Origin of the sequence: Methylobacterium sp. Leaf104 (assembly GCF_001422885.1) — a bacterium.
GTDB lineage: Bacteria > Pseudomonadota > Alphaproteobacteria > Rhizobiales > Beijerinckiaceae > Methylobacterium.
Window position 1 is genome coordinate 618,619 of sequence record NZ_LMMZ01000001.1, and the last position, 15,827, is coordinate 634,445.

General features: G+C 68.6%; 12 protein-coding genes and 1 riboswitch. Of the genes, 6 read left to right on the plus strand and 6 right to left on the minus strand.

Annotated elements, in window-relative coordinates:
* Positions 1 to 9: 9 nt before the first annotated feature.
* The 6 genes from ASF49_RS02900 to carA form a co-directional block, all read right to left on the minus strand.
* Positions 10 to 1,035: a mitochondrial fission ELM1 family protein gene (locus tag ASF49_RS02900; RefSeq protein ID WP_056467334.1), complete on the minus strand. Its 1,026-nt coding sequence runs from the start codon at positions 1,033 to 1,035 to the stop codon at positions 10 to 12.
* A gap of 50 nt (positions 1,036 to 1,085) precedes the next feature.
* Complete coding sequence (locus tag ASF49_RS02905) at positions 1,086 to 1,598, minus strand: hypothetical protein (protein WP_056467994.1); 513 nt, start codon at positions 1,596 to 1,598, stop codon at positions 1,086 to 1,088.
* Between the two features lie 7 nt (positions 1,599 to 1,605).
* Positions 1,606 to 2,082, minus strand: coding sequence for a transcription elongation factor GreA (gene greA, locus ASF49_RS02910; RefSeq protein ID WP_181017364.1), 477 nt, complete (start codon positions 2,080 to 2,082; stop codon positions 1,606 to 1,608).
* A 125-nt stretch (positions 2,083 to 2,207) separates the two neighbouring features.
* On the minus strand, positions 2,208 to 5,693 hold the full coding sequence (gene carB / locus ASF49_RS02915) for a carbamoyl-phosphate synthase large subunit (protein ID WP_056467337.1): 3,486 nt from the start codon (positions 5,691 to 5,693) through the stop codon (positions 2,208 to 2,210).
* 163 nt (positions 5,694 to 5,856) lie between these two features.
* Positions 5,857 to 6,234, minus strand: a complete 378-nt coding sequence (locus tag ASF49_RS02920) for a hypothetical protein (protein WP_056467341.1) — start codon at positions 6,232 to 6,234, stop codon at positions 5,857 to 5,859.
* Positions 6,235 to 6,446: 212 nt separating this feature from the next.
* Entirely contained in the window at positions 6,447 to 7,688 is a 1,242-nt protein-coding gene (gene carA / locus ASF49_RS02925) for a glutamine-hydrolyzing carbamoyl-phosphate synthase small subunit (RefSeq protein WP_056467344.1), read from the minus strand.
* A 209-nt stretch (positions 7,689 to 7,897) separates the two neighbouring features.
* Here carA and ASF49_RS02930 point away from each other — a divergent pair, with 209 nt between their 5' ends.
* From ASF49_RS02930 to thiS, 6 genes are all read left to right on the plus strand, one after another.
* Positions 7,898 to 8,359, plus strand: a complete 462-nt coding sequence (locus ASF49_RS02930) for a GatB/YqeY domain-containing protein (RefSeq protein ID WP_056218815.1) — start codon at positions 7,898 to 7,900, stop codon at positions 8,357 to 8,359.
* 86 nt (positions 8,360 to 8,445) lie between these two features.
* Entirely contained in the window at positions 8,446 to 10,362 is a 1,917-nt protein-coding gene (gene dnaG / locus ASF49_RS02935; protein ID WP_056467347.1) for a DNA primase, read from the plus strand.
* A 200-nt stretch (positions 10,363 to 10,562) separates the two neighbouring features.
* Positions 10,563 to 12,557, plus strand: a complete 1,995-nt coding sequence (gene rpoD, locus ASF49_RS02940) for an RNA polymerase sigma factor RpoD (RefSeq protein ID WP_056467350.1) — start codon at positions 10,563 to 10,565, stop codon at positions 12,555 to 12,557.
* A 313-nt stretch (positions 12,558 to 12,870) separates the two neighbouring features.
* Entirely contained in the window at positions 12,871 to 14,118 is a 1,248-nt protein-coding gene (locus tag ASF49_RS02945; RefSeq protein WP_056467353.1) for an adenylate/guanylate cyclase domain-containing protein, read from the plus strand.
* Between the two features lie 61 nt (positions 14,119 to 14,179).
* A riboswitch (TPP riboswitch) is annotated at positions 14,180 to 14,308 on the plus strand.
* Positions 14,309 to 14,383: 75 nt separating this feature from the next.
* On the plus strand, positions 14,384 to 15,589 hold the full coding sequence (thiO, locus tag ASF49_RS02950; protein WP_243214310.1) for a glycine oxidase ThiO: 1,206 nt from the start codon (positions 14,384 to 14,386) through the stop codon (positions 15,587 to 15,589).
* Positions 15,586 to 15,798, plus strand: a complete 213-nt coding sequence (gene thiS / locus ASF49_RS02955; protein ID WP_056467356.1) for a sulfur carrier protein ThiS — start codon at positions 15,586 to 15,588, stop codon at positions 15,796 to 15,798. The genes thiO and thiS overlap by 4 nt, the downstream gene beginning before the upstream one ends.
* Positions 15,799 to 15,827: the final 29 nt, after the last annotated feature.

Below are 15,827 nucleotides of genomic sequence, written 5' to 3' on the forward strand. Positions count from 1 at the left end.
TCGTCTCCTTCAGGCCCATCGCGCCCGGTGATCGGCATAGGCCTTGGCCACCGCGTCTGCGATGACGGGGGTCGCATCCAGGGGCCGGTAGTGCAGTTCCTCGAGGCGGCCGACGAAGGGCTTCAGGGCCCCCGCCATCGCGAGTCCGGCGAAGAGCCGCCTGTGACGGATATAGGTCTTCGGCAGGTCGAACAGGAGAACGGGTGTGCCGGTGCTCACGGCCTCGCCCACCATGTTCGCCGAATCCGACGTGACGACGATCGAATCGGCGATCGCCAGCATCGGAACATAGGGGTTCGGGCTGCCGCCGTCCCAGAAGAAGCCGCCCTTGGTCGCGACCATGGTCCGCAGGGCGTCCCGCAGGTTCTGCGGCGTGCGCCGGGACACGGTGACCATCAGCGAGCAGCCACCGTCGGTCAGCTTGTCGAGGTCGCGCAGGAGCCGGCGCATGTCCGCCGGGCGATAGCTGAGATGCCGGCTGTCGCCGCCGACCAGCACCGCGATGCGGGGCCAGGGCAGCGCGGACAGGCGGGGGTCGGCGTTGGCGCGGGCCTCGGCCAGGCGCTCCGGCGTGACCTGGTGCGGCGGCGTCAGCGTCGTGAAGACGTTGGGTCCGCGCAGGTCGTCGTAATCGGGCACCCAGATGAAGTTCGCCGCATCGTGCCCGATGCGCGGATCCTTCAGGAACGCCGTGAAGGTCCGGCCCTGCGAGGCGGCCCGCACCGCGCGCAGGTACGGCACGGACCGGCGTCCTGAGGCGATCAGCAGGTCGGGGAGGGGGCCGGCGAGGACGCCACGGGGACTGCCCGCCCGGTCCCGCGGATCGGTCGGACCCCAGGGCGCCATCCAGCCGAAGGGCGGCCGCGGTGCGATCCGACGGATCTCGAACGGCAGGCCGAGGGTTTCGGCGAGACCAATGCACTGGTTCTCGTCGCCCGCCTTGCCGTCGGTGACGATCCAGGTCCTGGCCTGGGCGAGTTCGGGGAGCGGCGCGGAGGTGCCGATGGGAGAGGGCATCGCGGACGCTGCCGACATCAGGTGATCCAGGTCAATCCTCGGGCGAAATCATCCGCGGCGCCGTCCACCTAATCCGCGGGCAGGGCGCGCCGCAGCCACCCCGCATAGTGCTCGGCGATGGCGGTCAACCGCCGGCGCTCGGAATCCGGGTCGTACCAGGCACCGCCCGAACTCGCCGGGACGGCGGAGAGCTGGGGGTGGCGGGCGAGGATTTCACCTCGGCGCCCGACGAGAAGGGCCTCGCCGTCGAGGTAGTCGCTCTGGGTCCCGCCGCCGAGACGCCCGCGTCCGCCGTCGCCCCCGGCATAGGGATTGATCGACAGACCCTTGATCCGAACCAGCAGGACGGGACCGCGGCCGCCGAGCCGGTCGGCGAACGCGGTCCGCAGGGCGGCGAGCAGATCCTCACGCAACTCGAGGGCGGGGGTGCCGCCGCCGAGGGCGATCAGCGGCCGGACATCGACCTGGACGCCGGAGAGCCGCGCGCCCCCGAGGCTCGGAAGCTCCTCGGCCCGGGCCGCTCCGAGCAGCGCGACGAGACCGAGCAGCGGCCCCGCCGCCCGGAGGAAGCCCGGCCGCATCGGCAATTCAGCCGCCGTACTGGACGGCGACGACCTCGTAGGACTTGCCGCCGCCCGGCGTCGTCACCTCGACGGTATCGCCGACACCCTTGCCGATCAGCGCGCGGGCGATCGGGGAGGTGATGGAGACCAGGCCGGACCGCACGTCCGCCTCCGGTTCGCCGACGAGCTGGTAGGTCTTCTCCTCCTCGGTGTCCTCGTCGAGGAGCTTCACCGTGGCGCCGAACTTGATCTTCGTGCCCGAGAGCTTGGAAACGTCGATCACCTCCGCGCGCGAGATCATGCTCTCCAGCTCCAGGACGCGGCCCTCGTTATGGGACTGCGCCTCCTTGGCGGCATGGTACTCGGCGTTCTCCGACAGGTCGCCGAGGGCGCGGGCCTCGGCGATGGCCTGGATGATCCGCTGGCGCTCCACCTGCTGGCGGTGCTTCAACTCCTCCTCCAGCGCTGCGTAACCGCGCACCGTCATCGGAACCTTGTCTATCGTCATCGTCTCGCGCCACAATGAATAAGCCCGGCCGGAGCATGTCGCTCCTTCCGGGCCAGAGTAAATTACTCCCGAACCGCCAACAACACGGCTTCCGATCAACACGGAAGCCGCGCGAGAATTCAGGCCGCGAAGTATTCCTGCAAGGCGCGGACCTTGAGATCGCCTCCGAGATAGGCCTTGATCCCCTCGGCCGCCGCCATCGCTCCTGCAAGAGTGGTGTAGTACGGCACTTTATGCAAGAGGGCGGCCCGCCGGAGGGAGCGCGAGTCCGACAATGCGCCGGCGCCCTCGGTGGTGTTGAAGACGAGCTGGATGTCGCCGTTCTTGATCGAGTCGACGACGTGCGGCCGGCCTTCCAAGACCTTGTTCACCCGCTCTGTCGGGACGCCCTCGTCGGCGAGGAAGCGCTGGGTGCCCCCCGTCGCGACGATCGAGAAGCCGAGTTCCGAGAGCAGGCGGATCGCCGGCAGGATGCGCTCCTTGTCGGCGTCGCGCACCGATACGAACACCGCGCCGCCCTTCGGCACCAGGGTGCCCGAGCCGAGCTGGCTCTTGGCGAAGGCGACGCCGAAGCTCGAATCGAGGCCGATGACCTCGCCGGTGGACCGCATCTCGGGGCCGAGCAGCACGTCGACGCCGGGGAAGCGGGCGAAGGGGAACACCGCTTCCTTGACGGCGATGTGATCCAGGACCTTCGCCTTCAGGTCGAAGCTCGCCAGCGACTCGCCGGCCATGACGCGGGCGGCGATCTTGGCGATCGGATCCCCGATCACCTTGGCGACGAAGGGCACGGTGCGCGAGGCGCGCGGATTCACCTCCAGCACGTAGATCGTGCCGTCCTTGATCGCGTACTGCACGTTCATCAGGCCGCCGACCTTCAGGGCCAGGGCCATGGCGCGGGTCTGCCGCTCCAGCTCGGCGACGATCTCCGGCGAGAGCGAGCGCGAGGGCAGCGAGCAGGCGGAATCGCCCGAGTGGATACCCGCCTCCTCGATGTGCTCCATGATGCCGGCGATGAAGACGTCCTTGCCGTCGCAGATGGCGTCGACGTCGATCTCGGTGGCGTCCGACAGGTAGCGGTCGAACAGGAGCGGGTTCTTGCCCAGCACCGTGTTGATCTGCCCCGTCTTGTCGTTGGGGTAGCGCGCCTTGACGTCCGACGGGATCAGGCTCGGCAGGGTGTCGAGGAGATAGTCGGCGAACTGCGCCTCGTCGCGGATGATCGCCATGGCGCGGCCGCCCAGCACGTAGCTCGGGCGCACCACGAAGGGCAGGCCGAGATCGGAGGCGATGAGCCGGCTCTGCTCCACCGAGTAGGCGATGCCGTTCTTCGGCTGCTTCATGCCGAGCTTGTCGAGGAGGCGCTTGAACTGGTCGCGGTCCTCGGCGAGGTCGATGGCGTCCGGTGAGGTGCCGAGGATCGGCACGCCGGCAGCCTCCAGGGCGCGCGCCAGCTTCAGCGGGGTCTGGCCGCCGAACTGCACGATGACGCCGTGGAGCGTCCCGGCCTGCCGCTCGGTCTCGATGATCTCGAGGACGTCCTCCTGGGTCAGCGGCTCGAAGTAGAGCCGGTCGGAGGTATCGTAGTCGGTCGAGACCGTCTCCGGGTTGCAGTTGACCATGATGGTCTCGTAGCCGGCCTCGGACAGCGCGAAGCAGGCGTGGCAGCAGCAATAGTCGAACTCGATGCCCTGGCCGATCCGGTTCGGGCCGCCGCCGAGGATGATCACCTTCCTGGCGTCGGTCGGCCGGGCCTCGTCCACCACCGTGCCGGCGAAGGGCGCCACGTAGGTCGAGTACATGTAGGCGGTCGGGGCCTGGAACTCGGCCGCGCAGGTATCGATGCGCTTGAACACCGGGCGCACATCCAGGGCCCGGCGCGCCGCCCGCACGCTGTCCTCGTCGGTCTTGGCGAGCACGGCGAGACGGGCATCCGAGAAGCCGGCGGCCTTGAGCTGGCGCAACGCCCCGGGGGTGTTCGGGATGCCGTGTGCCTTGACGCGGTTCTCCAGGTCGATGATCGCCTGGAGCTGCTCCAGGAACCACGGGTCGATCTTGCAGGAGGCGTGGACCTCCTCGTGGCTGACGCCGAGGCGCAGCGCCTGGCCGACCTTCAGCAGCCGGTCGGGCGTCGGGGTGCCGAGCGCCGCCTTGATCGCGTTGTGGTCGTCGCCCTTGCCCAGGCCCTCGATCTCGATCTCGTCGAGGCCGGTCAGGCCGGTCTCCAGGGAGCGCAGGGCCTTCTGGAGCGATTCGGCAAAGCAGCGGCCGATCGCCATGGCCTCGCCCACCGACTTCATGGCGGTGGTCAGGGTCGGCTCGGCACCGGGAAACTTCTCGAAGGCGAAGCGCGGGATCTTCGTGACGACGTAGTCGATCGAGGGCTCGAACGAGGCCGGGGTGGCGCCGCCGGTGATGTCGTTGGCGATCTCGTCGAGGGTGTAGCCGACGGCCAACTTGGCCGCGACCTTGGCGATGGGGAAGCCGGTGGCCTTGGACGCCAGGGCGGACGACCGCGAGACGCGCGGGTTCATCTCGATGACGATCATCCGGCCCGTGGCCGGGTCGATGGCGAACTGCACGTTCGAGCCGCCGGTCTCGACGCCGATCTCGCGCAGCACCGCCAGGGACGCGTCGCGCATCACCTGGTATTCCTTGTCCGTCAGCGTCAGGGCCGGCGCGACGGTGATGGAATCGCCGGTGTGGACGCCCATCGGGTCGATGTTCTCGATGGAGCAGACGATGATGCAGTTGTCGTTTTTATCGCGAACGACCTCCATCTCGTATTCCTTCCAGCCGAGGACGCTCTCCTCGATCAGGACCTCGTTCGTCGGCGAGGCGTCGATGCCGCGCTCGACGATGTCGAGGAACTCCTCCCGGTTGTAGGCGATGCCGCCGCCGGTGCCGCCCATGGTGAAGGAGGGGCGGATGATCGCCGGAAGGCCGACCTCGGCGAGCGCGATCAGCGCCTGCCCGATGGCGTGTTCGCCGTAGCGCTTGCGCCGCTCGGACTCGCCCCGGTGCCAGGTCTTCTCGAAGGCCGCGAGTGCGGCGGCCCGGGCTTCCCCCTCGTTCGCCGCCTCGATGCGGGCGATCTCGGCGAGGTACTTCGCGCGGTCGGCCTTCTTGGCCGCCGAGGCGTTGGCGAGCGCCGATTTCGGCGTCTCCAGGCCGATCTTCGTCATCGCGTCGCGGAAGAGGTGGCGGTCCTCCGCCTTGTCGATCGCCTCGGTGGTGGCGCCGATCATCTGGACGTCGAACTTCTCCAGAACGCCCATCTTCTTCAGGGAGAGGGCGCAGTTCAGCGCCGTCTGGCCGCCCATCGTGGGGAGCAGGGCGAAGCCGCCCGGAACGACGTGGCGCTCCTTCTCGATGATCTTGGCGACGATCTCGGGCGTGATCGGCTCGACGTAGGTGGCGTCCGCCATGTCCGGGTCGGTCATGATCGTGGCCGGGTTCGAATTCACCAGCACGATCCGGTAGCCCTCCTCGCGGAGAGCCTTGCAGGCCTGGGTACCGGAATAATCGAACTCGCAGGCCTGACCGATGACGATCGGCCCCGCACCGATGATCAGGATCGAGGATATGTCGGTGCGTTTCGGCATCGGGCGCCTTGGCTGCAAGCACGCGCGCCCGGCCAGGCGCGGTGCCGGAGAAACGGCACGGGCCTGGGGGCGCTAGCGGCGTGGATTATCGTTGATCTTGGCACTTACACGCAGCCCGCTTCCATTGGAAGGGCGCGGGTTACCGGTGAAGCGCCGGCGGGTCTCAGAAGCCGAGATAGAGGGCCGAGACCGCGCGATCGATGGACAGGTAGAACACACCGAAGGCGACGACGGCCGCGGCGGCGAATTCGAGGGCTGCATTGGAGAGCGTCTGGCTGCGGCGCAGCATCTCGCGGCCGAAATACAGGCCGATCCAGGCCAGGGTCATCACCACCGGCATCGCGAACAGGAAGGACCAGGTGCTCTCGACCCGGTCGAGGCCCGTCGCGGGGTCGATCAGCGCCCGGATGTTGCGGACCCACGGGGCGTAGCAGGCCGAGGTCAGCGCGGTCATCCACGCGAGGCTCACGGCCACGCCGAGATGGAACGTGAAGAGGCGATGCAGGCGCGAGAAGTCGTCGCGCGCGTCGTCGAACGTCATGTGGAAAATCCCCGGCAAGCGTCGGAATCGACCCGGCGACGATCTTCGAACGCCGTCCTTAGCGGGCCGTTAACGATGCCGGGATGCTCCGGAATGCCGGATTTTTTGTGACGGAGCGGGAACCTTTTCGCGGTTCGCATCGCAGGCGTGCAGGGCAGCCCTGCAGGCGCCGCGGCGGCCGGGCGGGTGTCGCCCCGTCCGGCCGCGATGGATCAGTCGGCCGTGGTGACCAGGGTCTCGGGCTTGCCGGCCTTCATCAGGGCGACGAAGCGCTCGAACAGGTAGTGGCTGTCGCGCGGCCCGGGCGAGGCCTCCGGGTGATGCTGCACCGAGAAGGCCGGGCGGTCCGTGAGGGTGAGGCCGCAATTCGAGCCGTCGAACAGCGAGACATGCGTCTCGAGCGCGGTCTCGGGCAGGCTCGCCGGGTCGACCGCGAAGCCATGGTTCATCGAGACGATCTCGACCTTGCCGGTGGTCTTGTCCTTCACCGGATGGTTCGCGCCGTGGTGGCCCTGCGCCATCTTCACGGTGCGGCCGCCCAGTGCCAGGCCCATGAGCTGGTGGCCGAGGCAGATGCCGAAGGTCGGCACCTTCTCGTCCAGCAGCGCCCGGATCACCGGGACCGCGTATTCGCCGGTGGCCGCCGGGTCGCCGGGGCCGTTCGACAGGAACACGCCGTCCGGCTTCATCGCCATGATTTCGTCGGCCGTCGTCGTGGCGGGCACCACCGTGACGTCGCAGCCGGCCTCGGCCAGCAGGCGCAGGATGTTGCGCTTCACGCCGTAGTCGATCGCCACCACCTTGAGGCCGGTGCCGGGCTTGCGGTCGCCGTACCCGGTCTTCACGCCCCAGGTGGTCTGCGACCATTCCGAGCGCGCGCGGCTGGTCACCGGCGGCACGAGGTCGAGGCCCTCCATCGGCGCGAGCGCCGCGGCGCGGGCCTTCAGGGCCTCGCGGTCGAAGCGCCCCTCCGGATCGTTGGCGATGACCGCGTTCGGCATGCCGTGGTCACGGATCAGCGCGGTCAGCGCCCGGGTGTCGACCCCGGTGATTCCGACGATGCCCCGGGCCTTGAGCCAGGAATCGAGGTGGCTCGACGAGCGCCAGTTCGACGGGTTGGTGACGGCGGACGCGATCACGGTGCCGCGCACCCCGGAGGCCGGCGCCGCGTCGAGGCTCTCGAGGTCCTCGTCGTTGGTGCCGGTATTGCCGATATGCGGAAAGGTGAAGGTCACGATCTGGCCGGCATAGGACGGGTCGGTCAGGATCTCCTGGTAGCCGGTCATCGCGGTGTTGAAGCAGACCTCGCCGTCGGCGATTCCGGTCTGGCCGATGCCGAATCCCTCCAGCACGGTCCCGTCCGCCAGGACCAGGAGGGCGGTGGCCAGGGGCTCGGCCCAGGGAGCGGGGGGCGCGGGCACAGCAGGCGTGTGGACGCCTTCATCTTGCAGCATCGGCGTGATCTCGCTTATGTCCGGCCGATCCCGGCGCCGTGAGCGGCGCGTGCGGGCGGCTTGTCGTGCGGCGCTCATAGCGAGCGTGCCGCGTTAGGGTCAATGTGGCCCTGGCGTCGGCGCGTCTCAAGAACCCCGGTTCGCGCAGCAATTCGCAGACCACGCCATCGATCCGCCGTCCGGGGTCCCGCTTTTTCAGGAGTCACACGATGCTGCGCGCCCGTCTCACCACCGAGATGAAGGAAGCCATGAAGGCCGGCGACAAGGCGAAGCTCGCCACCGTCCGGATGATCCAGGCCGCCCTGAAGGACAAGGACATCGAGGCGCGCGGCCTCGGCAAGGAGCCGGCCTCCGAGGAAGAGATCCTCGCGCTCCTCCAGAAGATGATCAAGCAGCGCAACGAATCGGCCGCGGTCTACGACCAGGGCGGGCGGCCCGAGCTCGCCGAGAACGAGCGCAACGAGGTCGCGATCATCGCGGGCTTCCTGCCCCAACAGATGGACGAGGCCGAGACCCGGGCGGCGATCGACAAGGCCGTGGCCGAGGTGGGGGCCGCCGGCCCCAAGGACATGGGCAAGGTCATCGCCGCCCTGAAGGGCGCCTATGCCGGCCGCATGGACTTCGCCAAGGCGAGCGGCCTCGTGAAGGAGGCGCTGAACGCCAAGGCGTGAGGGCGTCCCGGCGCCGCGCGTCGGCGTTGGGGACTCTTTAAGCCGGGTCCGCTAGTATCGGCGGCCGCAGAGGTCCGGTTCTTGCCGTGCGTTACCCGCCCCACATCCTCGAAGAGATCCGTGCGCGCCTGCCCGCATCCGACATCGTGGGGCGGCGCGTCCGGCTGAAGAAAGCGGGCCGCGAGTGGCGCGGCCTGTCGCCGTTCAATGCCGAGAAGTCGCCGTCGTTCTACGTGAACGACCAGAAGCAGTTCTATCACTGCTTCTCCTCCGGCAAGCACGGCGACGTCTTCACCTTCCTGATGGAGACCGAGGGCCTGAGCTTCCCCGAGGCGGTGGAGCGCCTGGCGGCGGAAGCCGGCGTGACCCTGCCGGCGCCGAGCGCCGATGCCCGCGAGCAGGAGACCAAGCGTGCCGGCGCCTTCGAGGTCATGGAGATGGCCGCGGCTTTCTTCGAGGAGCAGCTGCGCGGCCGCGCCGGCACCGAAGCGCGTGCCTATCTCGACCGGCGCCAGCTCGGGCCGGAGATCCGGAGCCGCTTTCGCCTCGGCTATGCGCCGGGCGACCGCTATGCCCTGCGCGACCATCTCGCCGCCAAGGATGTCGACCGGGACCTGATGATCGAGCTCGGCCTGCTCGTGGCCGGCGAGGACATCCGCGTGCCCTACGACAAGTTCCGCGACCGGGTGATGTTTCCGATCGCCGATTCGCGCGGGCGCGTCATCGCCTTCGGCGGCCGGGCGATGCAGAAGGACGCCAAGGCGAAGTACATGAATTCGCCGGAGACGCCGCTCTTCCACAAGGGCCAGCTGCTCTACAACCTGCACCAGGCCCGCAAGCCCGCCCATGACCGCGGCGTGATCATCGCCGTCGAGGGCTACGTCGACGTCATCGCCATGACCCTGGCCGGCCATCCCAACGCGGTGGCGGGCCTCGGCACGGCGCTCACCGAGGAGCAGATCGGCCTGCTGTGGCGCAATGCCGACGAGCCGATCCTCTGCTTCGACGGCGACGGGGCCGGCCAGCGGGCTGCCTTCAAGGCCCTCGACGTCGCGCTGCCCGGCCTGACGCCGGGCAAGTCCCTGCGCTTCGCCATGCTGCCCGAGGGGCAGGATCCCGACGATCTCCTGCGCGCCGAGGGCAAGTCGGCCATCGATCGGGTGCTCGATGCGGCCCGCCCCCTGGTCGAGGTGCTGTGGTCGCGCGCCACCGACGGCGCTTCCCTCGATACCCCCGAACGGCGGGCCGGCCTCGCCAAGTCGCTCCGCGAGATGGTCGCCTCCATCCGCGACGAGACCGTGCGGGGGTTCTACCGCGACGAGATCGAGGGGCGCCTGCGCGCCCTGTCGCCCCAGGCCGCCTCCGGACGCCGCGGCCCCTGGGAGCCGCGGACGGGCGCGGCGCGGCCTGCCTTCCAGCGCACGCCCCGGCCCGGTGATCCGCCGCCCTCGCCGACTTTCCACGGCCGGGCTAGCAATAATCTGGCGCAGTCTGCCGGCTTCAACGGGGCTCAATCGATTAGGGAAGGCATGATCGTTGGCGCGCTCCTCACACATCCATCCCTACTGGACGAATGGGCTGAGCAGTTTTCCGAACTCGATTTTGAAAATGAAGATGCTCGATCAATCCAGACTTTTCTGCTCGATGCTGTGTCTGAAGCCACGCATTTAGATCCCGAAGTTTTGGAAAGCCGTCTGCAGCGCGCGAAACTGGAGCACGCTGCTGAGCGCGTTCGAGCGCTGGGTCGAAGGAAAGATCCGAAAGCACTTGACGCGCATGCCGATCCTGTGCGTCTCGAAGACGCATTGCGTCAGGCCGTGATCTTGCACCGCAAGTCTGGAGCGCTAAATAGCGAACTCCGCTTGGCTGAGCGGGCCCTGGTCGAGGACGAGACGGAGGCGAACTTCGCTTGGCTGTGCGACGTGAAGGCCCGTATGGCCGTCATCGCTGGTGCGGAGGCGGACGAGGTGGTGCCGGATGCGGATGAGGCATCGGCACCCTGAAACGTGCGCCGCGAACGAATTCGGTCGCCTCTGGCGGCTCATGGTTAACAATCGGTCAAGCGTCTCGCTTGCATACCGGGATCTGACATCGACGCGGCTGTCGCTTCGGCGGTCCGCACATCACATGCATTTCAGCGTCGACGACGCGGAGTGAGCGACACGCTCCCGCGCGGCGCGGACACGACAACCATAGGCGGACCATGGCGACGAAGGCAACGGAACGGGACGAGACGGATGCTGCGCCGGAGCAACAGACCGACGGGCCGCTCCTCGATCTGACGGATGCCTCCGTCAAGCGGATGGTGAAGCTCGCCAAGAAGCGCGGCTACATCACCTACGAGGAGATCAACGAGGTTCTGCCCGACGGCCAGTCCGACCCCGACCAGATCGAGGACGTGCTGTCGCAGCTCTCCGAGATGGGCATCAACGTCGTCGAGGCCGAGGAGACCGAGGAGACGACCGAGGCCAAGGCCAAGGGCGACGACGAGGACGAGGAGGGCGCGGAGGGGACGGAGGTCGCCGAGATCGCGCCCGCCAAGCCTCTCGCCGTGCGCGAGACCACCGCCAAGGAGCCGACCGACCGCACGGACGATCCCGTGCGCATGTACCTGCGCGAGATGGGCTCGGTGGAGCTCCTGTCCCGCGAGGGCGAGATCGCCATCGCCAAGCGGATCGAGGCCGGGCGCGAAGCGATGATCGCCGGGCTTTGCGAGAGCCCGCTGACCTTCCAGGCCATCATCATCTGGCGCGACGAGCTCGTCGACGGCCGGGTGCTCCTGCGCGAGATCATCGACCTCGAAGCCACCTATGCGGGCCCCGACGCGAAGAACGCGATGCAGATCGCCGACGGCGCCGAGGAGAGCGAGGAATCCGAGGGAGAGACGCCGGCGCCGCCCGAGGGCGACGACGAGGACGACATGGAGAACAACGTCTCCCTGGCGGCCATGGAGACCGAGATCAAGCCGCGCGTCCTCGAGACGTTCGATAACATCGCCAACAATTACCGCAAGCTGCGCAAGCTGCAGATCGAGCATGCCGAGCTCAAGGCGGCGGGCGGCACCCGTACCGACGCGCAGGAGCGCAAGCAGGACGAGCTGAAGGACGCCGTCGTCACCGACGTGAAGTCGCTCTCCCTCAACGCCAACCGCATCGAGGCCCTGGTCGAGCAGCTCTACGACATCAACAAGCGCCTCATCTCCCACGAGGGCCGCCTGATGCGCTACGCCGAGAGCCACGGCGTCGCCCGCGACGAGTTCCTGCGCCACTACCAGGGCTGGGAGCTCGATCCGAACTGGATGGAGCGCGTCGGCAGCCTCGGCGGCCGCGGCTGGAAGAACCTCGTCGAGAAGGGCTCGAACGAGGTCGCCCGTCTGCGCGAGCAGATCCTGACCCTCGCCTCTGAGACGGGCCTGGAGATCGGCGAGTACCGCAAGATCGTCAACATGGTCCAGAAGGGCGAGCGCGAAGCCCGCCAGGCCAAGAAGGAGATGATCGAGGCCAACCTCCGCCTCGTGATCTCGATCGCCAAGAAGTACACCAACCGCGGCCTGCAGTTCCTGGACCTGATCCAGGAGGGCAATATCGGCCTGATGAAGGCCGTCGATAAGTTCGAGTATCGCCGCGGCTACAAGTTCTCGACCTACGCCACCTGGTGGATCCGTCAGGCGATCACCCGCTCGATCGCCGATCAGGCCCGCACCATCCGCATTCCGGTGCACATGATCGAGACGATCAACAAGATCGTCCGAACCTCGCGCCAGATGCTGCACGAGATCGGCCGCGAGCCGACCCCGGAGGAACTGGCCGAGAAGCTGGCGATGCCGCTGGAGAAGGTGCGCAAGGTCCTCAAGATCGCCAAGGAGCCGATCTCCCTGGAGACGCCCATCGGTGACGAAGAGGACAGCCACCTCGGCGACTTCATCGAGGACAAGAACGTCGTCCTGCCGATCGACGCGGCGATCCAGTCGAACCTGCGCGAGACGACCACGCGCGTGCTCGCTTCGCTCACGCCCCGCGAGGAGCGCGTGCTGCGCATGCGCTTCGGCATCGGCATGAACACCGACCACACCCTCGAGGAGGTCGGCCAGCAATTCTCGGTGACCCGCGAGCGTATCCGTCAGATCGAAGCGAAGGCCCTGCGCAAGCTCAAGCACCCGAGCCGGTCGCGCAAGCTCCGGAGCTTCCTCGACAACTGAGGTATCCGATCGCGCCGGCTCGGCCCGGTGCCCCGATCTTTCGAAGGAGCCGGCTCCCCTCGGGGCCGGCTCTTTCCTTTCGATGATGGGGCACGGTACCGACACAGGAACGAGACAGCATCCGGCGCTGCGCGGGCAACGGGTCTGTCACCGGAGACCAGTCGTCGACGCGCCGGGCGAAGCCCGTGTCGCCAGTTTGGCGTCGATGTTCGACGTCTGGTCTGCGCGGTTGAAGCGCTCACGCCCGCACGATACTCACAAAACCCGAACGGTCGCCGTTGCCGGACGCCGCTGCCCAACCCACCTTGGCCATATGCTCGATCGAGGCCCGCCCCAGCCTTCCCCCACCGCCGAAGCCGATGGCTCGGAGGCGGCCGATGTCCCGTTCGGCGCGCTTCAGGCGTGCGTGGCCCTGCGCGACTGGCTGCTGAGCGAGGGCGCCCGGATGCCGAAGGCCGAGGAGCTGCTCTCCGGCCTCGCCGAGCGTCTGATCCGGCTCGATGTGCCGGTCGATCGGGCCACCACCGCGATCGATGCCCTGCATTCCGAGTATTCCGGCGTCGGCCGGTTCTGGACCCGCGAGGCGGGCTCCTCCGTGCGCCTGTTCCCGCACGGGGAAGCTTCCGACAAGGCCTACCGCGAAAGTCCGTTCTTTCGCGTCCACGAGACCGGCGAGTGGCTGATCCTCGACCTCGCCGAGACGCCGGACGATGCCTTCGCGGTGATCCCCGACCTGAAGGCGGAGGGCTACCGGTACTACATCGTCGCGCCGCTGTTCTTCACCAACGGGACCCGCAACGGGATCTCGTTCGCCACCCGGTCCGAACTCGGTTTTCGCGACGAGGACGTGGCGATCCTGCGCTTCATCATGCCGACGCTGGCCGCCGTCATGGAGATGCGCAGCGTCAACAAGCAGCTGGATCACGTCCTGCGGATCTATGTCGGGGACGAGCCGCACAAGGCGATCCTCGGCGGCTCCATCCGGCGCGGGCACGTCCAGCGCATCCGCTCGGCGATCCTGTTCGCGGACATGCGCGACTACACCCGCATCTCCGCCGACATGACGCCGGAGGAGGCGGTCGACCTCCTGAACATCTTCTTCGACTGCTTGGTGCCGGCCATCGAGCGCGAGGGCGGCGAGGTCCTGAAATATCTCGGCGATGGCCTGCTGGCGATCTTTCGCGAGCCTGGGGACGACCTCGGCGGCGCCGCGAAAGGGGCACTCACGGCCTCGCAGAGTGCCATGGCGGCGCTGGCCGAGGCCAACGCGCTCGGCCGGTTCGCCAATCCGGTCGCGGCCGGCATCGCCCTGCATCACGGCGAGGCCGCCTACGGCAATGTGGGTTCGGGCGCGCGCCTCGACTTCACCGTGATCGGGCGTGACGTGAACCTCGCCAGCCGCGTCGCCCGCCTGAACCGGACTTTGGGCGAGCCCATCCTGATGACGAAGCCCTTCGTCGACTTCCTCTGGGACATGCCGGAACCCCTGGGCGAACACGCCCTCGACGGTTTCGCCGAACCGATGGGCGTCTATCGTCCCGTGCGTCCACCGGCCTCGTGAATCGCAGGCGGGCCGAAGCGCCTGTGGGGATTGACCCCGGCGCACGGACGGCCCACATCAAGGGCGTTCCAGGGAGATCCCCGGCAAGGGGCTGAGAAACCGATGGCCGTCCGTTCGCGGATGGCGGCGCGGAAATCCTTCGAACCTGACCCGGTTCATACCGGCGTAGGGATTGGACCGCGGGTTTCTCCACGAGCCCGGCACGCTTCACCGCTCGAAGCTGCAGCCCACCAATCTCGACGCTGTAGCGGAGATTGCGTTGGACGTGACCCCGAACTCCTTCCTCAACCTGCGACGGACGCACGGTGCCGCGCCGCCGGCCGCCACGGTCCCGGCACGCAGCGACGTGGTCGTGGTCGGCGCCGGCCTGATCGGCTTGTCCGCCGCCTGGCGCCTGGCGCAGGGCGGGCTCTCCGTGACCGTCCTGGAGCGCGACATCGTCGGCGCCGGGGCGAGCCTTGCCGCCACCGGCATGCTGGCTCCCGCCGCCGAGCACGAACCCGGCTCGGACCCGTTGCTGCCCCTGGCGCTGGAGAGCCTGTCGCGCTGGCCGGGTTTTCGCGATGCGCTCGAGCAAGCGGCGGGTCTCGACATCGACTACCGGGAGGAGGGCACCCTGGTGCTCGCCATCGGCCGCGACGAGGTCGAGCGCCTGCGCTTCCGCTATGACCTCCAGAAGCGCTCCGGCCTCGACGCGCGCTGGCTGACAGGCCCCGAAGTCCGGACCCGCGAGCCGCGCCTGCGCCCGGCCGTCACCGCCGGCCTGTTCTGCCCGCACGACCATCAGGTCGATCCGAGCCGGGTGATGGCCGCCCTCGTGCGCGCCTGCCTCGCCGCCGGCGTCGCCATCGTCGAGGGCTGCGCGGTGGAGGCCCTCGACTGGACCGCCGGCCGGGTCACCGGCGTGCGCACGGGCCAGGGGCTGACCCGGGCCGACACCGTCGTGCTCGCCTCCGGCGCCTGGAGCGGGGAGGCGGGCCTCCTGCCCGACCATCTCGCCCTGCCGGTCCGCCCCTTGCGCGGACAGTCCCTCGCCCTGCGGACCACCGCCCGCACCGGCACCCTCGCCCATATGGTCTGGACCGAACAGGTCCACATGGCACCAAAGTCCGACGGGCATCTCATCGTCGGTGCGACGGTGGAGGATTGCGGATTCGTGCCCGGTGTCACGGCCGGCGGACTCTACGCGTTGCTCGAGGGCGCCCGCCGGGTCCTGCCCGGCATCGAGGAGATGGCGGTCGAGGCGGTCTGGAGTGGCTTCCGGCCGACCTCCGACGACGATGCGCCGATCATCGACGCCCTGGCGCCGGGCCTCGTCGTGGCCACGGGCCACCACCGCAACGGCTACCTGCTGGCCCCTGCCACCGCCGACGCCGTGGCCGCACTGGTCGCCGAAGGGGCGCTGCCGGATTACGCGCGCCAGTTCGGCCGAGCCCGCTTCGCGTCGGCACCGCAGAGGGCCTTCGCATGAGGCTCACCGTCAACGGAGAGGCTCGCGAGAGCGCCGCTGCCGACCTCGATGCCCTGTTCCGCGAAGAGGCCGAGGAGACCGGCATCGACAGCCCGCAGGGCATCGCGATCGCGCTCAACGGCGCCGTGGTCCGCCGCCGCGACTGGGCCGCCACCGCCCTCAGCGACGGCGACCGTGTCGAGATCGTCCGCGCCATGCAGGGCGGATAGGTGATCGGATGAGACATTTGGCCAGGTGG